The sequence below is a fragment of the Enterococcus montenegrensis genome, assembly GCF_029983095.1.
Classification (GTDB): Bacteria; Bacillota; Bacilli; order Lactobacillales; family Enterococcaceae; genus Enterococcus_C; species Enterococcus_C montenegrensis.
In genome coordinates this window covers 1,383,428-1,406,289 of the sequence record NZ_CP120467.1, presented here as the reverse complement: position 1 = coordinate 1,406,289, position 22,862 = coordinate 1,383,428, and the positions used below count along the sequence as shown (strand labels likewise).

General features: G+C 37.7%; 21 protein-coding genes. 2 read left to right on the top strand and 19 right to left on the bottom strand.

Going from position 1 to position 22,862, the window contains the following annotated elements; genetic code table 11:
• Positions 1–16: 16 nt before the first annotated feature.
• The 15 genes from P3T75_RS06830 to P3T75_RS06760 form a co-directional block, all read right to left on the bottom strand.
• On the bottom strand, positions 17–832 hold the full coding sequence (locus P3T75_RS06830; protein WP_206902813.1) for a PH domain-containing protein: 816 nt from the start codon (positions 830–832) through the stop codon (positions 17–19).
• Positions 829–1,371 (bottom strand): sigma-70 family RNA polymerase sigma factor, encoded by a 543-nt coding sequence (locus P3T75_RS06825; RefSeq protein WP_282462541.1) that lies wholly within the window; start codon positions 1,369–1,371, stop codon positions 829–831. The genes P3T75_RS06830 and P3T75_RS06825 overlap by 4 nt, the downstream gene beginning before the upstream one ends.
• 275 nt (positions 1,372–1,646) lie before the next feature.
• Positions 1,647–2,282: an orotate phosphoribosyltransferase gene (gene pyrE / locus P3T75_RS06820; RefSeq protein WP_206902882.1), complete on the bottom strand. Its 636-nt coding sequence runs from the start codon at positions 2,280–2,282 to the stop codon at positions 1,647–1,649.
• Positions 2,275–2,997: an orotidine-5'-phosphate decarboxylase gene (gene pyrF, locus P3T75_RS06815; RefSeq protein WP_206902811.1), complete on the bottom strand. Its 723-nt coding sequence runs from the start codon at positions 2,995–2,997 to the stop codon at positions 2,275–2,277. The genes pyrE and pyrF overlap by 8 nt, the downstream gene beginning before the upstream one ends.
• Positions 2,998–3,000: 3 nt before the next feature.
• The gene (locus tag P3T75_RS06810; RefSeq protein ID WP_206902810.1) at positions 3,001–3,927 is read right to left on the bottom strand and encodes a dihydroorotate dehydrogenase; all 927 of its coding nucleotides are present in this window, start codon (positions 3,925–3,927) and stop codon (positions 3,001–3,003) included.
• Positions 3,924–4,700: a dihydroorotate dehydrogenase electron transfer subunit gene (locus P3T75_RS06805; RefSeq protein WP_282462540.1), complete on the bottom strand. Its 777-nt coding sequence runs from the start codon at positions 4,698–4,700 to the stop codon at positions 3,924–3,926. The genes P3T75_RS06810 and P3T75_RS06805 overlap by 4 nt, the downstream gene beginning before the upstream one ends.
• 128 nt (positions 4,701–4,828) lie before the next feature.
• The gene (gene carB, locus P3T75_RS06800) at positions 4,829–8,011 is read right to left on the bottom strand and encodes a carbamoyl-phosphate synthase large subunit (RefSeq protein WP_282462539.1); all 3,183 of its coding nucleotides are present in this window, start codon (positions 8,009–8,011) and stop codon (positions 4,829–4,831) included.
• Positions 7,989–9,086 (bottom strand): carbamoyl phosphate synthase small subunit, encoded by a 1,098-nt coding sequence (locus P3T75_RS06795; protein WP_206902807.1) that lies wholly within the window; start codon positions 9,084–9,086, stop codon positions 7,989–7,991. Before P3T75_RS06795 ends, carB begins: the two co-directional genes overlap by 23 nt.
• 2 nt (positions 9,087–9,088) lie before the next feature.
• Positions 9,089–10,369 carry a dihydroorotase gene (locus P3T75_RS06790; RefSeq protein ID WP_282462538.1) on the bottom strand — a complete coding sequence of 427 codons (1,281 nt, stop codon included), beginning with the start codon at positions 10,367–10,369 and terminating at the stop codon, positions 9,089–9,091.
• A 91-nt stretch (positions 10,370–10,460) separates the two neighbouring features.
• A complete protein-coding gene (locus tag P3T75_RS06785) occupies positions 10,461–11,387 on the bottom strand; it encodes an aspartate carbamoyltransferase catalytic subunit (RefSeq protein ID WP_206902805.1) in 927 nt (308 codons plus the stop codon).
• Between the two features lie 32 nt (positions 11,388–11,419).
• Entirely contained in the window at positions 11,420–11,956 is a 537-nt protein-coding gene (gene pyrR / locus P3T75_RS06780) for a bifunctional pyr operon transcriptional regulator/uracil phosphoribosyltransferase PyrR (protein ID WP_206902804.1), read from the bottom strand.
• Between the two features lie 238 nt (positions 11,957–12,194).
• Positions 12,195–13,100: an RluA family pseudouridine synthase gene (locus P3T75_RS06775; protein WP_282462537.1), complete on the bottom strand. Its 906-nt coding sequence runs from the start codon at positions 13,098–13,100 to the stop codon at positions 12,195–12,197.
• Complete coding sequence (gene lspA, locus P3T75_RS06770) at positions 13,097–13,558, bottom strand: signal peptidase II (protein ID WP_282462536.1); 462 nt, start codon at positions 13,556–13,558, stop codon at positions 13,097–13,099. The genes P3T75_RS06775 and lspA overlap by 4 nt, the downstream gene beginning before the upstream one ends.
• A 15-nt stretch (positions 13,559–13,573) precedes the next feature.
• Positions 13,574–14,263: a CBS domain-containing protein gene (locus P3T75_RS06765; protein ID WP_206902801.1), complete on the bottom strand. Its 690-nt coding sequence runs from the start codon at positions 14,261–14,263 to the stop codon at positions 13,574–13,576.
• Positions 14,264–14,283: 20 nt separating this feature from the next.
• Entirely contained in the window at positions 14,284–14,706 is a 423-nt protein-coding gene (locus P3T75_RS06760; RefSeq protein WP_206902800.1) for an EbsA family protein, read from the bottom strand.
• 67 nt (positions 14,707–14,773) lie between these two features.
• Here P3T75_RS06760 and P3T75_RS06755 point away from each other — a divergent pair, with 67 nt between their 5' ends.
• Positions 14,774–15,178: a ribonuclease HI family protein gene (locus tag P3T75_RS06755; protein WP_206902799.1), complete on the top strand. Its 405-nt coding sequence runs from the start codon at positions 14,774–14,776 to the stop codon at positions 15,176–15,178.
• A 156-nt stretch (positions 15,179–15,334) separates the two neighbouring features.
• Here the strand turns inward: P3T75_RS06755 and cls are convergent, their stop codons facing one another.
• The 4 genes from cls to P3T75_RS06735 form a co-directional block, all read right to left on the bottom strand.
• On the bottom strand, positions 15,335–16,801 hold the full coding sequence (gene cls / locus P3T75_RS06750) for a cardiolipin synthase (RefSeq protein WP_230710863.1): 1,467 nt from the start codon (positions 16,799–16,801) through the stop codon (positions 15,335–15,337).
• Positions 16,802–16,833: 32 nt separating this feature from the next.
• Positions 16,834–17,979, bottom strand: coding sequence for a cation diffusion facilitator family transporter (locus tag P3T75_RS06745; protein WP_282462535.1), 1,146 nt, complete (start codon positions 17,977–17,979; stop codon positions 16,834–16,836).
• A 240-nt stretch (positions 17,980–18,219) separates the two neighbouring features.
• Complete coding sequence (alaS, locus tag P3T75_RS06740; RefSeq protein ID WP_282462577.1) at positions 18,220–20,862, bottom strand: alanine--tRNA ligase; 2,643 nt, start codon at positions 20,860–20,862, stop codon at positions 18,220–18,222.
• Positions 20,863–21,137: 275 nt separating this feature from the next.
• Complete coding sequence (locus P3T75_RS06735; protein ID WP_230710857.1) at positions 21,138–22,193, bottom strand: DUF7278 family profilin-like fold-containing protein; 1,056 nt, start codon at positions 22,191–22,193, stop codon at positions 21,138–21,140.
• A 197-nt stretch (positions 22,194–22,390) separates the two neighbouring features.
• Here P3T75_RS06735 and P3T75_RS06730 point away from each other — a divergent pair, with 197 nt between their 5' ends.
• Positions 22,391–22,750, top strand: a complete 360-nt coding sequence (locus P3T75_RS06730) for a GNAT family N-acetyltransferase (protein ID WP_328517240.1) — start codon at positions 22,391–22,393, stop codon at positions 22,748–22,750.
• The last annotated feature ends 112 nt before the right edge of the window (positions 22,751–22,862 follow it).

Genomic DNA, 22,862 nt, shown 5'->3' with positions numbered 1-22,862 from the left:
TTCCACCTCACAAATTTCAAAAGATTTTAAATAGCATATCAAATCCTTTTAATTGTGGCAAATACAAAAACCAAGCAATCGGGGAAATTGTACCACCAAATAACGTCTTTTTCGGCCCTAATAAGAATAAGACCGCTAAAATAAGGAAAATAGCCAAGACGATTAGTAAGACATTTGCACCTTGTAATAAGTTGAACCAAAGTCTTAAATTGCTAAAGAGCATATCCATTTTTTGATTACGTAAAACTTTATCTGTCTCGGCAATGGCGCGCATTTTTTCAATTCTTTGCCAATTTTCTTTAAATAATATCATTTCTTTTTCAGTCAAAACTTCATTAAAAATTTTTGTGTCTGCAGCAAAATCAAGAAAAAACCAATTTATTGTTTGTCGTTTGCGCTTTTCATCCCAATAGCGCATACTCCATTTTTTGGTTGTGATTCCTTTTATTTTGTCATAAGGAAAACTAGAGAACCCCCCTGTTTCAAAAAAATCTAAGAGGGTAAGGAAAATCATGCGCGTATTGGTAAAAATTAGGAGGCGGTTGCCCCGTGTATCATTAAACGTTTTCACATATTGTTTGGCTTGTGAAGTTCGGGCATAGCCCATTGCCATGGGACCAGCATTCATAAAACCAGAATTTCCTTCTACGGTCATAGGCAAATAGCCCATAATTTCTTCGCTGACAGCTAAATTTGGTTGCAATTTTTCTTTGACCTCTTGAAATAAAATATAATATTTACTGCGCTTGAATAAATCTTTTTTAGCACTAGTGCTTAAATATCCCGGTTGCAACTTGGCATTTTCTGCAAAAATAATCTCTTTAAAGCTCATGCTAATTCCCCCTTTAACGCATTTTGCAACAGTATTTTCCCCCGCGATAGATGATTATATACTGCACTTGTCTTTATTTCTAAAAGCTGGGCTATCTCTATGGGTGCTGTTTGATAAAAGTAATAATGCAAAAAAATCAACTGATCTTGTTCATTTAAAACATCCAATAATTCTAAAAATTGTTCTTTTGCTAAGGGACTATCAGTTTGTTGATAATTACTAGCAACATTTTCAGTCTTGAGGTCTGTTTGTCGCCTGTTTTGTAACTGTTGTTTACGTTTAAAGTCAATTGCCTTATTGCGGGTTATAACCATGATAAAGGTTGCTAGGCTACTTTTATCCGCAACATAGTTGGGGATTTTTTTCCATAATGTATAAAAAACCTCATTTTCACAATCTGACCAAAGATTACGCTCAGAGTTGTCTGACAAAACACCCCGGATTGTTTTAATAATGGTTTCACCATAGATTTCAATCATTTTTTCCAAACCTGTAAAATCATGATTTCTAATTAAGGTTATGATTTCATTGTCCCCCATCTTATCCCTCCTTTATTTACTTAATATACGAAAAACATGACGCATTTCTATCACGATGTGCCAATATTATGTAATCTTTCTGTCAAAGAAAAATAAAGTGATTTTTATCCACTACTTTCATCGGTTTTAGCTTCAGATTTTGTCTAATTCAACCTTGTAGTTTACAACTTTGAAAGAGTGATTTTATTATTAACCTTCACGATTGCATATCATTTATATGCAATAAATGAAAAAGTTGTGATCCTCGCTTTTGCCAGAATCACAACTTTTTCATTTTACTTGGCTAACCAATTTTCTGGATCTTCTTTCCAAGCTTTTAATAATTTAAGGTCTGCTTCGCTGATGTAATTACTAGCCAATGCCACTTCAATTAAAGTTGAATAATTAGTTAACGTAACCAATGGGACATTCGCTGCCGCAAAGTTTTCCTTTCCTTTTGGCAATTCATAAGTAAAGATTGCAGCAACACCTAAGACATCGGCACCCTCTTTTTCAGCTGCCTCACAAGTGCCCAAGACACTGCCTCCTGTTGAGATTAAATCTTCAATGATTACCATTTTTTGACCTTTTTCAATGCGACCTTCAATTTGTTTTCCTTTACCATGGTCTTTAGCCTTGGCACGGATATAAACCATTGGTAAGTCTAAAATATCTGCTACCCAAGCGGCATGTGGTACGCCACCTGTAGCTGCACCAGCAATTACTTGCACATCAGGAAACTGCGCTTTAATTTTATCGGCTAAACCTTGGGCGATTTGTTTACGCACTTTAGGATAACTAATCGTAATACGATTATCGCAATAAATTGGACTTTTAATGCCGCTAGCCCATGTAAAGGGCTCATTTGGACTCAAAAATACAGCTTCTACTTCTAACAAATCTTTTGCAATTGTGGTTTCTAAACTAGTCATTTTCAATACCATTCCATTCATTTTTAATTTGGGTATATGCTTTATAAGGATCTTCAGCCAGGGTGATTGGACGACCAACAACAATATAATTCGATCCGATTTTTCGTGCATTGCCAGGTGTCACCACACGTTTTTGATCCCCTACCTCACTACCAGTAGGACGAATACCTGGCGTTAAGCAGATAAAGTCGTCACTTGTGGCGCCTTTTATTTCAGAAACTTCTAGCGCAGAAGAAACAACACCATCAAGACCAGCTTTTTTTGCGCATTGCGCATAATGAATGACACTCTGAGCTAAAGGCACTTCAATTAATTGATCTGCGTGCATTTCTTGTTCTGTCGTTGAAGTCAGCTGTGTGATTGCTAAAAGCTTCGGACGCTTTTTCCCCATGGGGGTGCCTTCTTCTAAACCACGCATCGCAGCAGCCATCATTTTGACACCACCAGCTGCGTGAACGCAAGTAATATCAACACCAAGGCCGGCTAATCCGCGCATAGCTTTTTCAACTGTATTGGGAATATCGTGGAGTTTCAAATCTAAGAAGACGTCATGTCCGTTTCTTTTTAACCAACGAACTGTTTCAGGTCCTTCGTGGTAAAACAACTCCATACCGATTTTAACAAATAATGGTTCTTTTTTTGGGAATTTTTTGAAAAATAATTCAACTTCTCCCCGACTTGAAAAATCTAGGGCAATAATTGGACGTTCATTCATTTTTTATTTTTCCTCTCTTACTTGTTGGATTAATTCACCTAAACTGTTAATACCTAGTTCAGCCATTCTTTTAGGGAGTGCATCAATTAATTTAGGACAAACATAAGGGTCAGTAAAATTAGCTGTTCCAACTGCGACAGCACTAGCACCAGCCATCATCATTTCCAGTACATCATCTACTGTTTGTACACCACCCATTCCGATAATCGGAATATTGGTTGCATGAAAGACTTGATGAATTAAACGAATTGCGACAGGCTTAATAGCAGCACCAGACAATCCACCGGTTTGGTTTGCTAAAAGTGGTTTACGTGTTTTTAAATCAATTCGCATTCCCAGTAAGGTATTAATCATAGTAAAGCCATCAGCACCGGCTGCTTCAATTGCCCTTGCAATGGGAACAATGTCGGTTACGTTGGGAGATAATTTAACATAAACAGGCACTTTGGCCACCTTTTTTACCGCTTCTGTTAGACTAGCGGCTACTTTGGGATCTGTTCCAAAAGCAATTCCACCGTGTTTGACATTTGGACATGAAATATTCAGCTCGATTGCTTTTACATTTTCCGCGTTGCCAATTTCCTTGCAAACCGCTACATAATCCTCTTCACAAGAGCCGGCAACATTGGCAATAATATTTAAATTTGGATAACGTGTGTTTAAGTTGGGTAAAATTTCTGATTGCACAACTTCTAGGCCAGGATTTTGTAAGCCAATAGCATTTAACATGCCACTGGGAGTTTCGGCAATCCGGGGTGTCTCATTACCAAAACGCGCTTCAGGAGTTGTTGCTTTAATCATAATGGCACCTAATTTATTTAAATCATAAAATTTGCCATACTCATCACCAAAGCCAAAACAACCACTAGCTGGCATGATTGGATTTTGAAGCTCAAGGCCTGGTAATTGGATGTGTAATAAATTGGTCATAATATGATTACCCCCGTTTTAAAAATTGGTCCTTCATCACAAACTTTAACACTTTTATTTGGCTCATCTTTAACGTGGCAAACACAGCCATAGCAAGCACCAACGCCACAAGCCATTCGTGCTTCCATTGAGATTTGCGCGTTGGGATGATTTTGATATTTTTCATCGACCATTTTTAACATACCATTATTGCCGCAAGCAAACACCGCAGCAGGAGTTTGTGCATGTGTATACTCTGCTAAAAGATGGGAAACATTACCCTTAGTACCCAAGCTACCATCATCTGTTGCAATGTGGGTTTTTCCCAAGGATTGGAATTTTTCAGCATAATAGACAACTTCTTTTTTGGCAAAGCCCAAAAAGTGAATTGGGTTTACTCCTTTTTGCACCAATTGGCGTGATAACTCATACAATGGTGGTACGCCAATTCCGCCCCCAATTATATACGCTGTATCACCTTCTTGTAACAGACTAATATCAAAGCCATTGCCTAAAGGTCCTAAACAATCAAGCGCATCTCCTGGTACTAACTGCGTGAAAACTTTTGTACCTTGACCTTCAACGCGACAAATCAAATGACAGGTCAGATTTTTTTTGTCAAATTGATTGATACTAATTGGTCGGCGTAATAATAAATCTTTTTGTGGTACCAAAACATGCAAAAATTGCCCCGGTTTTTCCATCGTTTTTACTAATTCACCCTGTAAAACCAATTCAAAAATATTAGGTGCAATTTCTTGTTGTGCTACTACGGTCAAAATCCCTTGTCTCATGCTGCTCCCCCTGGTATTTAAAATAGACATTATGCTCGCAAATGAAGCTGTGACAAAAGACTTGTCACAGCCCCTTATTAGAAAATAAATAGCGTTTTTTCAGGTAACTGCTGTCACAGTTTTGTCGTTTAGATTGCTTTAGTTGAAAAGGCGCGATCTTCCATTACTTTTAAAATAGCATCGGCTGTATCTAAAGATGTTAGTAATGGTACCCCATGTTCAACGGCTTCGCGGCGAATAATAAACCCATCCACAGAAGCGCTCTGACGATCTTTATCCATCGTGTTAATAACCAGTTGAGCTTGATTATTCCGAATTAGTTCAACGACATTTGCATCTTTTTCTTCAGAAATTTTGGCAATTTCTTTCACCCGCAAACCCGCTGTTACAAAATAATGGGCTGTTCCTTTTGTTGCAATTAAACTAAACCCAATTTCTGCAAAGCGCTTAGCCAAAGCTAAGGCTTCTTCTTTTGTATCATCTGCGATGGTAAATAAAACAGAACCAAATTCTGGTACTTTCAACCCCGAAGCTTCAAAGGCTTTGTATAGTGCCTTTTCCAAGTTACGGTCACTTCCCATTACTTCGCCAGTTGATTTCATTTCTGGCCCTAAATAAGTATCGACCTTTTGTAACTTTGTAAATGAAAAGACAGGTGCTTTAACATGAACGTAATCATCTTCTTGATATAACCCATTTTCATAACCTTGATCGCGTATTTTTTCTCCTAAGATAGCTTTAGTTGCAATTTGAGCCATTGGGATTCCTGTAACCTTACTTAGAAACGGAACCGTTCGACTAGCCCGTGGGTTTACTTCAATGACATAAACTTTATTATCACTAATGACAAACTGAATATTCATCATCCCGACACAATTTAATCCCAAAGCTAATTTCTCTGTATAGGCTGCGATTGTAGCTTGAATTTCTCTGTTTAAAAATTGCGGTGGATAGACAGCCATTGAATCACCCGAGTGCACCCCCGCTCGTTCAATATGTTCCATAATTCCTGGAATTAAAACTGTCTCACCGTCACAAATCGCATCCACTTCACATTCACTACCGGTCAAATAACGATCAACTAAAACGGGGTGTTCTGGCGAAGCTTTAACCGCATTTTTCATATAATCTTCAAGATCAGCTTGATTTTCCACGATTTCCATCGCGCGACCACCTAAAACATAGCTTGGTCTAACCAGAACGGGATAGCCGATTTTTTCAGCGATCGCGACAGCCTCAGTTTGATTTGTTGCAGTTTCACCTGGAGGTTGTGGAATCGCCAACTCCTTTAAGGCCTGTTCGAATAAATCACGATTTTCAGCTCGATCTAAGTCTTCAATGCTGGTACCTAAAATTTTGACACCATTATCTTGCAGAGGCTCAGCCAAATTAATCGCTGTTTGTCCGCCAAATTGTACGATTACCCCAATTGGATTTTCCAACTCGATCACATTTAAGACATCTTCTAAAGTTAACGGTTCAAAATATAATTTATCAGAAACTGAAAAGTCAGTCGAGACCGTTTCTGGATTACTATTCATAATAATTGCTTCATAACCCGCCGCTTGAATTGCCTTAACCGAGTGAACAGTTGCATAATCAAACTCGACACCTTGGCCAATTCGAATAGGACCTGAACCTAAAACTAAAACAGATGGTTTCTTAGTGACGCTACTTTCATTTTCAAATTCATAGCTACTATAAAAATAGGGTGTTTCCGATTGAAATTCAGCCGCACAAGTATCTACCATTTTATAAACAGGTTTGAGATTTTGTTCTTTGCGGAAATTACGTACTTCACTTTCTTTCAAGTGCCAAAGTTCAGCAATCTTTTTATCAGTAAAACCGTTTTGCTTGGCTTTTTTCAAAATAGTCGAATCATTTGGGGCAGCTTTTAACGCAGTCTCTAACTCAACGATGTGCAATAATTTATCTAAGAAAAAGAGATCAATTTTCGTCATTTCCGCGATTTCTTCAATCGGATATTGACGCCGGATAGCTTCGGTTACGTAAAATAACCGATCATCCTGAGCTTTTATCATCTTTTCTGTCAGCTGATTATCACTTAATGTTGCTAATTCTGCTAATTCAACGTGTGTGACCCCGATTTCTAACGAACGAACAGCTTTTAATAAGGATTCTTCAATGTTACGCCCAATGGCCATAACTTCGCCTGTAGCCTTCATTTGTGTTCCTAAAATGCGCTCACCTTTTTCAAATTTATCAAAGGGCCAGCGGGGAATTTTACAAACGACATAATCTAATGCCGGCTCAAATTCAGCGTAAGTTGTCTCCGTTACTGGATTTTTCATCTCATCTAAAGTTAAACCAACCGCAATTTTAGCCGCCAATTTAGCAATCGGGTAACCGGTAGCTTTACTTGCTAAAGCTGAAGAACGCGATACCCGTGGGTTTACTTCAATAACATAGTAATTAAAACTATGGGGATCTAGTGCTAGTTGGACATTACAGCCGCCTTCAATCTTTAAAGCACGGATAATTGAAAGTGAGGCGTCTCGCAGCAGCTGATATTCGCTATCTGATAACGTTTGACTAGGGGCAAAAACAATGGAGTCGCCGGTGTGAATACCGACAGGATCAAAGTTTTCCATATTACATACGACAATCGCATTATCAGCTGAATCTCGCATAACTTCATACTCGATTTCTTTGAAGCCGGCAATACTTTTTTCAATTAAACATTGCGTAGCTGGCGATAATTTCAAGCCATTTTCTGCGATCAAACGCAATTCCTCTTCATTATCACACATACCACCACCTGTACCACCTAGCGTAAAGGCAGGACGAACGATAACAGGATAACCAATTTCATCAGCAAAAGTAACTGCTTCATCAACCGTATTAATAATGGCAGATTCAGGAATGGGTTGATTTAGTTCTTCCATTAGCTGTTTGAATAAATCACGGTCTTCGGCTTGATCAATCGCGGCAAGCTTTGTACCTAAAAGTTCAATGTTTAACTCGGCTAAAATACCTGAAGCAGCTAACTCCATGGCCATATTTAAACCCGTTTGCCCACCTAAAGTTGGCAAAAGCGCATCTGGATTTTCTTTTCGTAAAATGCGGGAAACAAATTCAAAAGTAATCGGTTCGATATATACTTTGTCGGCAATTTCTTTGTCAGTCATAATTGTGGCCGGATTTGAATTGACCAAAACAACTTCATAGCCTTCTTCTTTTAATGCCAAACACGCTTGTGTGCCGGCATAATCAAATTCAGCTGCCTGGCCAATAATAATCGGGCCAGAGCCAATCACCATAATTTTTTTAATATCCGTACGCTTTGGCATCTTTTTGCTCCTTTCCTGCATCCATCATTTCAATAAACTCATCAAACAAGTGCAAAGCGTCATGAGGACCTGGGGCTGCATCTGGGTGAAACTGAACTGTAAAGGCAGGATAATCTTTGTGGCGCACCCCTTCAATCGTTCCATCATTAACCTCAATGTGGGTGACCATTAAACGTTTGTTGTCAATGGAGTTGGCATCTACAGCATAGCCGTGGTTTTGCGAAGTAAAATCAATCCGTCCTGTTGCGATTTCACGCACCGGATGATTTAAGCCACGATGGCCGAATTTCATTTTAAATGTATCCGCACCATTTGCTAGTGCAAATAATTGATGGCCTAAACAAATTCCAAAAATCGGCACTTTTCCTTGAATTTCTTGAATCATTTTAATCGCTTCTGGTACATCTTTAGGATCTCCTGGTCCATTGGTCAACATAACACCATCGGGACATAACTCTAAGATTGTGGCAGCCTTCGTATCGTAAGGTAAAACAGTTAGATTACACTGTCTTTTTGATAGCTCACGTAAAATACTGTGTTTTAATCCGAAGTCAATCACAACGACATTGTGGCCAATTCCTGGACTTGGGTATGGTTTAGCTGTGGAAACTTGAGCCACTTGATTGGTTGGTAGCACTGCTGCTTTTAATTGATCATAGGCATGGGTGAAATCTTCTTCTGCTACAATACTAGCTTTCATAGTGCCGTGCTCTCTAATTTTTCTGGTTAGAGCTCGCGTATCAATCCCAGCGATGCCAGGAATTTCTTTGCGCTTTAAAAATTCGTCTAGTGTCATTTGGTTGCGCCAATTACTAGCAAGTCTGGCATGTTCTTTAACAACGACCGCTTTACAAGTAGGGGCAATTGACTCGTAGTCATCTCGGTTAATCCCATAATTTCCTACCATTGGATAAGTGAACGTAATAATCTGTCCATTAAAACTTTGGTCGGTGATGGTTTCTTGATAACCGGTCATACTGGTTGTAAAAACAATTTCGCCAAATACGTTATTGCTAGCGCCAAAACCTTCCCCTTCAAAGTAGGTGCCGTCTTCTAAGATTAACCAACGTTTCATATTTACTCCCCTTTTTGCCAAACTTTTTGACCATCAACAAAGGTTAAAAGCGTATCGCCATAAACTTTTTTGTGATCAAATGGTGTATTAACTGATTTTGATAAGAATTTTTCTGAGTCGATTTCATATTCTGTTTCGATGGCAAAAACTGCTAGATCAGCTGGCTGACCAATTTGTAAACGTCCTGCGTTTAAGCCAAAAATTGCTGCTGGTTTTGTCGCCATCCAATCAATAACTTGTGCTAAAGTGAAAATGCCGGTCTTAACAAAATGAGTGTAAATTAGCTGAAAAGCATATTCAGAGCCAACAATGCCAAAAGGCGCTTTTAAGAAACTTTGATTTTTTTCTTCAAACCCATGGGGAGCATGATCCGTTGCAATACAGTCGATTGTACCGTCTAATAGGCCTTCAATTAACGCCTTGCGATCATCTGCTCCTCGCAATGGTGGATTCATTTTCCAGTAGCCAAAATCATTGGGAATTTCTTCTTCAGACAAAATGAGATGGTGAGGTGATACTTCTGCTGTTACATGAACACCAGCTTTTTTTGCATCTCGGATAATTCTCACGCTTTCTTTAGTTGAAACATGACAAACGTGGTAATGGCAGCCGGTTTCTTCGGCTAAAATTAGATCTCTGGCAATTTGAGAACTTTCTGTTGCACTTAAAATTCCTGGCAAATTAAGTTCTGCTGCTTTTTTTCCAGCATGCATAACACCTGCAAACAGCAGTGACTCGTCTTCTGTATGGGCAACCAAAGCCATATTATTGGCAGCAGCTTCTTTCATTGCTAAATACATCGTTCCTGCTGTTTGAACCCCTACACCATCATTGGTAAAGGCAAAAGCACCAGCTTTTTTTAACGCTTTTTGATCTGTTAAGACCTCACTGCGCAATTCTTCAGTAATTGGTGCATATTGCAACACCTTCACGACGGCATCTTTTTTTATAATTGCTTGAACTTTTTGAAATTTTTCAACAGTATCTGGAACTGGATTTAAATTAGGCATGGCACATACCGTAGTAAAACCGCCACGAGCGGCTGCCTGGCTGCCAGTTTTAATTGTTTCCTTGTACTCAAAACCTGGTTCTCTTAAATGAACGTGAACATCTACAAGGCCTGGTGTGATCAACTGACCAGCTGCATCAAACACTTCATCAAAAAAGGTCGGGTCAAAATTTGTGCCGATAGCTTTAATTACGCCATCTTCAATCCAAATTTCTGCTGTCGTTAGGTTGTTATCATAAGTATTGATTTTACCGTTTTTAATGAGTGTTTTCATAATCATCCTCCTAAAATTTGTTGAAAAAATTGCTTTATTTACTGGAAAGGAGATGGCTAATTTGTCAGCACATCTCCTTTTTTATTTTCTTTTAAGCTCTGCCGGCTAAAACTGCTTCTAAAATTGCCATCCGGACAAAAACGCCGTTGGTCATTTGTTGGATAATGCGAGCTTGGTAGCCTTCTACTAAAGAATCTGCCAATTCAACATCACGATTAACTGGCGCTGGGTGCATGATAATTGCCCCTTCTTTCATTTTTTTGGCACGCCCAACAGTTAGTCCATATTGCGCGTGATAGCCTTCTTTTGAAAAGCTTTCATTGCCATCGTGACGCTCATGTTGAACCCGTAACATCATCATTACGTCTACTTTGTCAACAAGTTCATCTAATGGTAAGTAATGCCCATAAACTTCAAATTCTTCATCATACCATTGTGCCGGTCCAGAGAAGAAGACTTGCGCACCTAAACGTTTTAACATTTGCATATTTGATTTTGCCACGCGGGAGTGGGTAATATCTCCGACAATCGCTACTTTTAAACCTTCAAAACGGCCAAACTCTTCATAAATTGTCATTAGATCCAATAAACATTGCGTTGGATGTTGGCCACTACCATCGCCGCCGTTAATAATTCCACATTGGATTGTTTTACTTTGAATTAAATCATCGTAGTAATTTTCATCTCCGTGACGAATAACGGCAACATCGACGCCTAAAGCAGACATGGTCAAAACGGTGTCGTATAATGTTTCACCTTTTTGAACCGAACTTGTTGAAGCATCAAATTCAATGACATCAATGCCTAATTTTTTTTCTGCCACATCAAAACTTTTATGTGTTCGGGTACTATTTTCGAAAAATAGATTTGTCGCAAAATACTGCTCTTTTTCTGGTGTCCATTTTGCGCCGTTTTTAAATTCTTGACCACGTCTAATTAAGCCCATAACCTCTTGGTCTGTTAAAGCTTCAACGGTTAATAAGTGTTTTAAACTAATTCTCTCTTGTTGGATGATCATCTTTTTTCCTCCTAATAGTTCCCTTAAGTTTTTTACTCGGCTTCTTTATTGATGACAATACGGTCCTTACCGTCTACTTCTTCCATTTCCACAATAATTTCTTCGGCTAATGACGTCGGAATATTTTTTCCAACATAATCGGCACGAATTGGCAACTCTCTATGACCTCTGTCCACTAAAACGGCTAAAGAAATTTTACGCGGACGACCATAGTCCATAATTGCATCCAACGCGGCACGAATTGTTCGGCCGGTAAACAAGACATCATCCACCACGATAACTTCTTTACCTTCCAAATTGACTGGGATATCAGAAGCATGAACAGTTGGATCATCTTCTTTTTTTGCATCATCCCGATAAAGTGTAATGTCTAATTGACCGACTGGCACTTTAATACCTTCTAGTTGTTGTAAACGTTCAGCGATACGCTGGGCAATGTAGATGCCTCTTGTTTTGATTCCGACTAAAACCAAGTCCTCAATACCATGATTTCGTTCAATGATTTCATAGGTAATCCGAGTCAATGCTCGCTTCATTGTTACTGCGTCTACTACTTCTTTTATTGCCATTTTTTTCCTCCTCGTCAATTTAAAAGACAAAAAAACTCCTGCCCGAAGTTAGGCAGGAGTGATAATTGATTTAGTATCTGGGTACACTGACCCTTTTTACTACAATTCACTAAACAAGTTTTACTAAGGCGCACCTTACTAAATTACTTGCACACTCCTTCTTAGCCTCACGGGACTACTCTTAAAGGATTACTATTTATTTTTCCTAAAACAAGGTTACACTTCTTTAAATCAAAAATCAATCTTTTTTTCGTAAGTTTGTTAATGTTTTTTCAAAAATTTCTGGCAAAGGTGCTTCAAAAACCATTTTTTCGTTGGTACGAGGGTGTGTGAAGCCAAGTAACTTCGCATGTAAAAATTGACCGTTTCCTTTTAAGGTTTTTTTCGGACCATAGGTTGGATCTCCGGCTAGAGGAAAACCTATGTATTGCATGTGCACCCGAATTTGATGAGTACGACCAGTTTCTAACTGTAGTTCGACTAAAGTAAAGTCACCAAAGCGTTCTAAGACAGTAAAATGCGTCAGCGCCGGTTTCCCGTCTTCTCTTATTGCTTGCATTTTTCGATTAACTTTAGAACGACCAATAGGAGCTTCAATGGTCCCTTTTTCGTGAGTAATATTACCGTGTACCAAAGCAACATATTTACGCAAACTGGTTTTAGCTTTTAATTGTGCTGCTAATGATTCATGGGCAACATCATTTTTTGCCACCATCAATAGCCCAGAAGTATCTTTGTCAATACGATGAACAATTCCCGGACGTACAACATCGTTAATCGTTGATAAATTGCTCAATTGATATAACAATCCGTTTACTAGCGTGCCGTGACTGTGACCTGCAGAAGGATGGACCACCATTCCTTGGGGTTTATTTATCACTGCGACATCTTCATCTTCATAAACGATTTCTAAATCGAGATTTTCTGGCACTAAGTCCAGTGTTTCTGGTTCTGGAATTTGGATGACAATCTCATCATGGGCTTTGACTTTGTAATTAGCTTTTAACGGTTGTCCCTTTAAAAAGACTACACCTTCTTTTAACCACTGTTGAATTTGCGAGCGGGTATATTCTGGTAAATATGTCGTTAACGCTTTATCAATGCGCGGCCCGTTTTCTTTTATCACAATTAAAAGTTCTTTCATGCTTTTGCTCCTTTAAAGCGTTCTTCAAATAAAATGTAAATAAAAATCAAAATAACTCCCACTACTAAACAAGAATCCGCTACATTAAAAATAGGAAATGAGACAAAATCAGTTTGAAACATATCCACTACGTAACCTAAGCGCATGCGATCAATGAAATTGCCTAATGCGCCCGCAAGCACCAAACTTAAACCCAATGAATAAAGCTTGGCACCGTTACGATTTTTGTACAATAAGTAACTACAAGCACCAACTGCTACAGTTGTGACAAGGGCAAAAAAACTCATTTGCCCTTCTAACATGCTCCAAGCAGCACCTGTATTTTGAAAATAAGTTAGTGAGAAAACATTTTTAATAATCGGCATCGATGTGCCCAATGCAATATTAGCAACGATCCACCCCTTGACCAATTGATCTACTACGATCAAAAGTACCGCAATAAGAATAAAAATTATCATAAATTCAACTCATTTCTAAACATTAAATAAATCACGCGGACGAATAATTCCTAATAAGTTACCATTAGGATTTCCATCGCGTGTAATTAAGATTGCTTCTAACAATCCGTTTTGATGAAACATATTTTCTGCTTCTGCCACAGTTGTTTTACTGTCAACAAACTGGTAATTGGTCACTTTACCATCTTCAATTAACAATTCATCTGCCAAGCGATTGCCTAAAACTATCTCACCTTTTAAGCTTTCTTTGGCAAACCAATAACCTAGCGCTCTCAAAGTGATAAGGCCTTTAAATTTGCCTTTTTCGTATAAGGGAAATTGAGAATAGCGCTTTTGGGCAATGGTTTTTAGAATTTCATAAATTGGTAAAGTAATTTCAAAACCTGTTACATTTTTCCGAAAACGCGGCAAGACCAGTTCTGGCTGCAACAGTGCTTTTTCGATTTCCATAATCCGTTTTACTACCCACTCATTTGGTTCTGCGATCACAAAATCTGTACTAATTTGATCGTGAACAATGGCATTGCGCAATTGCGCCATTTGCAGTAGATCCTCGGCATAATCATTTGTCAAAAATTCTGGTTTTTTGCTTAAACGGCGTACCATTTCACTAAAGCCCATGTTTTTGGGATTATTTAATTGCTCTTTTAACCATTTGTTAATTCGATTAAAACTAGCTAAAAATAAATCAGCATTTTCCGCCATAACGACTGCTCCTTTTTATTTTATTGAAACAAATCACTTTCTTTGGTCACAAATTTTTCAGCTGAAATATGGGTTTTAAGTTCTGTAATTAATGCTGACTTGGTTTTCTTACGCATTAGAAAATGATATTCTTCACCCAAATACAAAAACTCAATACCATTTTTGATAATGGCGACTTGGGTAATATTGCGGTAATAAAGTTCTTGCTTTTTCCAAAAGCGAGCATAATAAACCGTAATATGATCATGGGTTAAAACAAAGCGGCGCAGACAGCCAATTATAACACAGACAAAAAAGAAGGCCATGACTAAATTGCTTTTCCAGTAGGGTCTAGTATTTTCCAAAGACAATGTCAAACTATAAAAGAGAACAATCAATGTTAATGACCAATAAATGATACTGACAGCAAGTTCTGGCTGCCAACGATATTTTCTATTTTTCATACTTGTAAATTGCTCCTCTTCTGCTAAAGTTAAAACGTGAATTATTTTAATTATAAGGATGATTACTATGATTAAAGCCTATATTGATGCCGCTACAAAAGGTAATCCAGGTCCAAGCGGTGCTGGGTTGTTGTTAGTTTCTGACAATCTGCATGAACAAATCCACCTACCATTGAAAACGATGAGTAACCACCAAGCTGAATTCCATGCTTTTTACGAATTATTAACTTATCTCATCCAACACAATTATATAAATGAAACCATTTTTGTTTACTCTGATAGTAAGATTTTAGTCCAAACAGTAGATAAAAACTATACTAATAACGAAAATTTCCAAGAAATTTTTCAAAAAATTCAAGCTTTGCTACCAAATTTCCCCCTATTAATTTTACAATGGATTCCAGAAAGTAAGAATAAAGGCGCTGATCAACTGGCCAGACAAGGGCTACAAAAAGCATTACGACAGCATTAAAGAATAAAGACACCAACACGGCAAAGATCAAAGTAAGTTTTTCTTTGAATCTTTGCCGTTGGTGGCTTTTTTACTATACAAGAAAAAATATTGATTTGACTACTTGAGCACGATCTAACTTATTGCTAGTAAGATAAATAAGTTCGGAAGTTTTGCTTATAAAATTGGTGACAGTAAACGAGAAAAGTTTTGCTTAAAACGTAGCCAATAGGACTGATTGGCAATTATTTCATCTGTTAAAACATAGCATTTTTCTTGATCGGCTAAAAAGATCTGCTGCATTTGTTTGGTTAGCGTTTCATCGTAGACAAAAGCGTTCACTTCAAAATTTAATTCATAACTACGAATATCTTGGTTGGTTGAACCAAAAGAACATAAATTGTCATCCATGACAATGGTTTTTGCATGTAAAAAACCATTGTCGTAATGATAGATTTTAATTCCCATTTTATGCAGTAAATTAGCATAATATTGCGTTGCACGGTAGATAAAAGGATGATCGGGCATATTGGGAATCATAATTCGGACATCAACGCCTGAACGTGCAGCTGTAACCAAAGCATTAAACATGACGTCATCTGGAATTAAATACGGTGTTTGAATCCATACTTTCTCATCCGCAGACAAAATCATTTTAACAAAGGCACTTTTTAAAATATCGATTTTATTTTCTGGGCCATCTGCCACTACTTGAATCTCAGCTTGCCCCCCCGTATCTTTTTTAATCACAAAGTAACGTTCTTCGTAATCCAACTGGTCGCTCTCATTTTTAACCGAAGCATTCCAATCCCGAATAAAGATTTCTTGTAAACTGAAACTAGCCGTACCAACAATGCGTCCATGGGTATCCCGCCAGTAACCAAATTTTTCACTGCGACTTAAATACTGATCCCCCACGTTAAAACCACCGGTCCAACCGATTTTACCATCAATTACTACGATTTTACGATGCAAGTGATAATTTAACCGAGTTTTGCGAATTAAATCTCGCGAAGTAATAAAGGCGGCAACTTTTCCCCCTGCTGCAACTAGTGGCTGAAAGAATTTTTCATTGGATCCTTTTGCCCCCCATGGATCATAGATTAGACGAACTTCTACGCCAGCTTTCGCTTTTTCAATTAATAGTTGTAAAAATTGATGGCCAATTCTATCCGGGAAAAAAGCATAGTATTCTACATGAATATTATCTTCAGCTGATTTAATATCTTCAAATAAAGCCGCAAATTTCTCATTACCATCTGTATAGAGCTTTACGCTGTTGCCCCTTGTTAAAGGTGATTCATCAACAGATTTTAAATAGCGTTCTAATAATTTTAGTTCTTTTTCTACTTCTTCAATATCATAACGCTTATTATTCTGGTGAATTAACGTATTAATTTCTTTGACTTTTCGATTGGTCTCAACATCATATTTATAAACTGTTTCACCATCAATTCCCCGGCCGCAAAATAAATACACGATAAATCCAATAATGGGAATAAAAATTAAGGTCAAAGACCACGCAAGAATGCTCGTAATCGAGCGTGGTTTCCGAAATACTGTAACCAAAGCACCAATCGTGTTAATGAAAATTATAAGTAAAAAAACTGATTGTAAGATACTTAAATCTTGTTGAATCGTCATTGGCTAAACTCCTTTACGTCAAATTTAGATCGTTATAATAAATAGTTGTGATCAAAGGTTATTTCTAAAGTGATAGCACCCAAACGGTTGGTTAAATATTCTGTCAAATTTTCGCGAATTTCAGAATCTTTTTTAGCACATTTTGGTGGCACTACGACATCAAAAGACAACTGATTTTTTTCAATCCGAAAATCATGGACACGCAAATCTAACTGTAATGCGCTAATCGCTTCTTTTACGATCTCCCATTTTTGCTGGTACTCAGGACTTTTCACCGCAACCGGATCTAAATGGCAAACAAGCTCCACCTTCAAGTTTTCGCGAAAATCTTTTTCAATGCGGTTAATAATATCATGAGCATAATTTAAGCTCCACGTGTCATCTACTTCAATGTGGACTGTGGCAAACTGTTTTTTAGGACCATAACTGTGAACCAACAAATCGTGATACCCTAAAATATCAGGATATTCATTTAAGTGCGTTTCCATTTTTAAAATTTCTTCGCTACTAGGACGACTTCCCAATAATTCATCGATAAATTCTTTCACCATTTTTAAACCGCTGTATAAAATATAAAGTGCGATAAAAAGCCCCATCCAACCATCAACATGTAGACCAGTAAATAGTTCAACAAAAGCTGAAATGAGAACAGCTGCCGTTGTAATAACGTCATTTAAGCTGTCTTGTGAGGATGCTTTTAGTGTTTCAGAATCAATTTTGGTTGAAATTTTTTGATACATAAAACTTTGCCAGATTTTAATGCCAATTGATAAGAGCAAAATAATAAAAACCAATGGCGAAAGTTTAATTTTGCTTGGATCCATTATCTTTTCAACAGAGGAAACCAAGAATTGAAAGCCAACAAAGGTAATAATAATCGAAATCATGAAGCCACTAATATATTCAAAGCGCTCATGACCATAGGGATGTTCTTTGTCGGCTGGTTTAGCTGCAATTTGAAAACCAACCAAAGTTAACACAGAAGATGCAGTATCGCTTAGGCTGTTGATGGCATCGGCCATGATTGAAACACTATGGGCGAAAAGACCAATAAAAAATTTCATAATAAACAAGAGACCATTTGAAACAAGTCCTAAACTACCTGCTAAAAAACCAAAAGAAGTGCGCGTCTTTTCTGCGTCTTTTGATTCGATTTTTTTTATAAAATAATTAAGCATTGCCGTAAAACTCCTTCAACTAAACTTCTCTTCATTTTACCCTTTTTATCAATTTCAAACAAATTTAAGGCCATTCTTGATAAATAATTATCGGCTTAAAAACGACATAAATAATAACCCGAACGCAATATGTACTTGGCCTTTAAAAGGCGCAACTCTCTAAAATTAAAGAGTGATACATTTATTGTTCGGGTCATCATCTTTTATCACGATTACAATCTAGCTATTCGTGTATTTTTATTATGCTTGTTGTAAGAAATCGGCTACTTTTGCTAGGGCAGCGCTAATGCCAGCAGGATTTTTACCTCCGGCTTGAGCCATGTCAGGACGTCCACCGCCACCACCGCCAACGAGTGGTGCAATCACTTTAATTAAATCTCCAGCTTTTAAGCCTCGTGCGATTGCTTCATTACTCATTGCCGCTAACAAGTTTACTTTTTCACCGCTAGCATTGGCCAACACTAACACATCAGAAGTAGCTTTTTGCTTCCATTGGTCAGCTAATTGACGCAATTGGTTCATATCTTTAACCTTCACTTCAGCGGCGATAAAACTAATACCATTTATAGTTTCAACGTTTTTGAAAATATCGCCAGCTTGTTGATTGGCTAATTTACTTGCCAATTGTTCATTTTCTTTTTGTAAATCTTTTAGTTGTTGTTGTAGTTGTACAGTTTTGGCAACAACTTCTTTTAATTGTGGTGATTTCACAATTGTGGCGATTTCTTTTAGTTGTGTTTCTTCACTATCAAGTAATTCATAGGCTTCTTTGCTGGTTACAGCTTCAATTCGGCGGACACCGGCACCAATTCCTGACTCAGAAACAATTTTGAAAATACCAATATCTTCTGTATTGGCCACATGCGTGCCCCCACAAAGCTCAATGGACCAGTCGGCAACATTTACAACGCGGACATCGTGACCGTATTTTTCACCAAATAACGCCATTGCTCCCATACCTTTGGCTGTATCAATATCTGTTTCAATTGTAACAACGGGTAGTGCATCCCAAATTTTTTGGTTGACGATTGCTTCCATTTGGCTTAATTCTTCTGTTGTCACTTGACCAAAGTGCGTAAAGTCAAAACGTAAGTGTCCTGGGGCCACTAGTGAGCCAGCTTGATTTGCATGATTGCCCAATACTTCTTTTAATGCTTTGTGTAATAAATGCGTCGCTGTATGGTTTTTAATAATACGATTACGACGAGAAACATTAATTTGTAAGAAGTAAGTCGTTCCTTCTGATACGGGTGCTTGCAGCGTTACCGTGTGTAAAAATTGACCATTTGGCGCTTTTTTCACATCGTGAACTTCAGCGACGATATTTCCTGTTACATCACAAATGATACCAGTATCGGCAACTTGTCCTCCCATTTCTGCGTAAAACGGTGTTTTGGCAAAAATCAATTGTGCTTCACCACTATTTGCAGCACTAACAATCGCTTCGTCTTGAATTAAAACGAGCAATTCACTTTCAGCTTCATAGTTATCATAACCCACAAATTCACTTTCTACTTTAATTTCAGTTAGTAAAGCAGATTGAACTCCCATTGACACGTCCGTACTGCGAGCTGCACGGGCCCGTTCTCTTTGGGCTTGCATTTCTGCTTCAAACCCAGCGTGATCAACTTTTAAGCCTTCATCTTCTGCGACTTCTTCCGTTAATTCAACTGGGAAACCATACGTATCATACAATTTGAAGATATCTTGTCCGCTTAAGGTATCTTTTTTCTCAGCTTTAACTTTTTCAATGACTTGGGTCAAAATTTCCAAGCCTTCGTTGATTGTTTCATGGAAACGCTCTTCTTCTGTTCGGATTACTTTTTCAATAAATTCTTGTTGTTGTAGAATTTCTGGATAATAACTGTCCATAATCTTACCGACAACGACAACTAATTTATACAAAAAGGCTTCATCGATTCCTAGTTTTTTGCCGTGCATAACAGCCCGACGTAATAAACGCCGCAATACATAACCACGACCTTCATTAGAAGGTAACGCCCCGTCGCCAATGGCAAACGCCAAAGCCCGAATATGGTCAGCAATTACTTTAAAGGAAATATCAGTTTGTGGTGCATCGCCATATTGGAATTTGCCACTTAAAACTTCTACTTCTTTAATAATTGGCATAAATAAATCTGTTTCAAAGTTGGTTGGTGCATTTTGAACGATGGAAACCATTCGTTCTAGCCCCATCCCCGTATCAATGTTTTTATGCGGTAATGGTTCGTAAGTATCGTCTGGTTTGTGATTAAACTCAGAAAATACTAAATTCCAAATTTCCAAGTAACGTTCATTTTCCCCGCCAGGATAGTTTTCAGGATCATCTGCTGCTAAATCGTTGAATTCTTCGCCACGATCGTAAAAAATTTCAGTATCTGGACCGCTGGGGCCCGCACCAATATCCCAAAAATTGTCTTCAATTTCCACAATATGATCAAGAGGTAATCCGACTTCTTCATGCCAAATACGCTTGGCTTCTGTGTCTTTTGGATAAACCGTAACATATAATTTTTCTGGATCAAAAGCCATCCATTTTTCATCAGTTAAAAATTCCCAAGCCCAATGAATAGCTTCTGTTTTAAAATAGTCACCAATTGAAAAATTTCCTAACATTTCAAACATTGTATGGTGGCGAGCTGTTTTCCCTACATTTTCAATGTCGTTGGTTCGAATTGATTTTTGTGCATTTGTAATCCGGGGATTTTCTGGAACCACAGAGCCATCAAAATATTTTTTTAAAGTGGCAACTCCAGAATTGATCCACAAAAGGGTGGGATCATTCACTGGTACTAAAGATGCACTTGGTTCAACACTGTGTCCTTTTGACTTGAAAAAGTCCAAGAACATTTGGCGGACTTGGCCGCTGGATAATTCTTTCATCATTTCTCCTACTTTCAAAAAAAATAAGACACCACTGCAAGACAAGGACGAAAACCGCGGTACCACCTTGTTTGCAATGATGTCATTCATTACCTCTTAAGCTCTATAACGCGGAGTTGCGTCAGTATTGCTACTGAATTAAAAAAAAGGGAGCAACTGCAAACAGGTTTGTGCTTTTTTCTCAGCAAACAAAAGCTTTCTGTAACAAAGAAACTGTTCGGTTATATCCTTTTTCCTTACAAAGTATAGAAGACAAACCTATACTTGTCAACGATTTAATCTAATTCAATTGAGATTACTTTACGATATAAAAAATCTTGTGGTGTTAATTTTTCATCTGCTTTTAGACGTCTATTGGCACGGTAATAAGTTGCTTCTGGCAGCAATTCTAATAAAGGAATCCCGCTTTTTTGACTATGTTCCATTTTCAAGACAGCATCACAAGTTAGTTCATAGCGATTGGCTCCACCGTTAATAACTACACCAAACATATTGGGACCTTGTTTTAAGCTTTTCACTTGTCTGCCCCAGTAACTTTCGTCAACATCAGCAGCATTTCCCCAGCGAAATAGTTTACGTGTTCCTGCGCCTACCATAAATTCCCACTGATCTTCACTTAATAAATCAAAGCCTTCATTTTGAATCGTATGAATTAAACTTGTTTGGGTGCATTCAAAATGCTCAAAGACATAATAACTATCAGTACCATCTGCAATTTCTAAGTAAAAAGCATTTGGTGATAAAATATGGTATGGCAATGAGTAATTTAAGCTTTCTTCAAAAGTTTGCGGCGGCGTAAGCTGTGCTTTAACCTCCGCTTCAAAAGGACTAAATTTTGCCACATTCCCAGTAAATTCCCCCGTAATAGTATCTAACATGCCTAAATAGTGCGTTCCTGCCGGTAGTGCATGCTTTTGTATCAACATGGGGGGAATATCTTTTTTTCGTAAGGGAGAGGTATGCAAATTGACATATAAATCCCAACTATCCAAATCTCCCAAGTGATATTCTGCAACAATTTGTTTATCGTTTTTTGTTAAGGGATGTGTGTTCGTAATTGACCAAGCGTTAGTTGCTAGTCCTTTTACACCCAAATCCCAGCCTAAAATTGCTTCTTTTTGTCCGGGCACAAAAACAAAAGCTTCGCCATCGATTTCCAATTCAAACGTGCGGCATTTTACGCCATCTAATTGATAAGTCAATAATTCAAGATTGGTGATTTCTTTTAATGGACTGACAAAATACATTAAGACTTGCTGGAACGCTTGAATCTTCGCTTCATCTGTCAAATTCTTCCAATTATTCCAACGTAACATTTCAAATAAATTCATCGAAATTCCCCTTTAAACAATGACTTTTCATGTTATTCTTTTTTAACCTGCTAAAATTTAGTATATCATGATTGGAGTACATTATGGATAAAATTTCTTTTGGCTGCTAAAGCAGTTTACAAGCAGCAGCCTTTTATGTTCGCTATCACGTTTTTGTTTTAGAACAAAAAATCAAGCCAGAATGGGAATTTGACTCTTTGGATGACAAGAAAAGAAAGTACTTTGTTCTTTTTAAAGACGAAATCCCCGTGGCTAGTGTTCGCTATCAGGCCTGGGATCAAAAGACGATTCAACCGGATCGTTTTTGTGTTTTAAAAGCTTATCGCAACCGTGGCTTAGGTCGCAAATTATTAACAGCCTATGAAAAGCAAGCTAAAAAAGATGGCTATATCTTTTCGCAACTGACTGCCGAAGTTACAGCTATTTATTTCTATCAAAAGTTGAATTATCAAATTATCAGTGATGTTTTCTTAGAAGATGGTATTTTGTGTCAGAAAATGGCAAAAAAGCTTAAGCTTATCCCAAAGAATAAAAGAAAATACTTTTTGACGGTTTGACTGATTTGATAAGCTGGCCTTATATTAGCTGGCAATGAAAACAACATTTCTGGCAGTAGTTTAAAATTTTTTTCACTCCCTTTTTGCTAATGGAAAACAACAAAAAGTCATG

Coding starts and splice junctions, on each gene's coding strand:
- P3T75_RS06735 (WP_230710857.1), bottom strand. CDS start 22,193: ATGAATTTATTTGAAATGTTACGTTGGAATAATTGGAAGAATTTGACA.
- P3T75_RS06775 (WP_282462537.1), bottom strand. CDS start 13,100: ATGAAAGAACTTTTAATTGTGATAAAAGAAAACGGGCCGCGCATTGAT.
- P3T75_RS06830 (WP_206902813.1), bottom strand. CDS start 832: ATGAGCTTTAAAGAGATTATTTTTGCAGAAAATGCCAAGTTGCAACCG.
- lspA (WP_282462536.1), bottom strand. CDS start 13,558: ATGATAATTTTTATTCTTATTGCGGTACTTTTGATCGTAGTAGATCAA.
- cls (WP_230710863.1), bottom strand. CDS start 16,801: ATGACGATTCAACAAGATTTAAGTATCTTACAATCAGTTTTTTTACTT.
- P3T75_RS06795 (WP_206902807.1), bottom strand. CDS start 9,086: ATGAAACGTTGGTTAATCTTAGAAGACGGCACCTACTTTGAAGGGGAA.
- P3T75_RS06805 (WP_282462540.1), bottom strand. CDS start 4,700: ATGAGACAAGGGATTTTGACCGTAGTAGCACAACAAGAAATTGCACCT.
- pyrE (WP_206902882.1), bottom strand. CDS start 2,282: ATGACTAGTTTAGAAACCACAATTGCAAAAGATTTGTTAGAAGTAGAA.
- alaS (WP_282462577.1), bottom strand. CDS start 20,862: ATGAAAGAATTATCCAGCGGCCAAGTCCGCCAAATGTTCTTGGACTTT.
- P3T75_RS06755 (WP_206902799.1), top strand. CDS start 14,774: ATGATTAAAGCCTATATTGATGCCGCTACAAAAGGTAATCCAGGTCCA.
- P3T75_RS06760 (WP_206902800.1), bottom strand. CDS start 14,706: ATGAAAAATAGAAAATATCGTTGGCAGCCAGAACTTGCTGTCAGTATC.
- P3T75_RS06810 (WP_206902810.1), bottom strand. CDS start 3,927: ATGACCAATTTATTACACATCCAATTACCAGGCCTTGAGCTTCAAAAT.
- P3T75_RS06825 (WP_282462541.1), bottom strand. CDS start 1,371: ATGGGGGACAATGAAATCATAACCTTAATTAGAAATCATGATTTTACA.
- P3T75_RS06745 (WP_282462535.1), bottom strand. CDS start 17,979: ATGCTTAATTATTTTATAAAAAAAATCGAATCAAAAGACGCAGAAAAG.
- pyrR (WP_206902804.1), bottom strand. CDS start 11,956: ATGGCAATAAAAGAAGTAGTAGACGCAGTAACAATGAAGCGAGCATTG.
- P3T75_RS06790 (WP_282462538.1), bottom strand. CDS start 10,369: ATGAAAACACTCATTAAAAACGGTAAAATCAATACTTATGATAACAAC.
- P3T75_RS06765 (WP_206902801.1), bottom strand. CDS start 14,263: ATGGCGGAAAATGCTGATTTATTTTTAGCTAGTTTTAATCGAATTAAC.
- pyrF (WP_206902811.1), bottom strand. CDS start 2,997: ATGAATGAACGTCCAATTATTGCCCTAGATTTTTCAAGTCGGGGAGAA.
- carB (WP_282462539.1), bottom strand. CDS start 8,011: ATGCCAAAGCGTACGGATATTAAAAAAATTATGGTGATTGGCTCTGGC.
- P3T75_RS06785 (WP_206902805.1), bottom strand. CDS start 11,387: ATGATCATCCAACAAGAGAGAATTAGTTTAAAACACTTATTAACCGTT.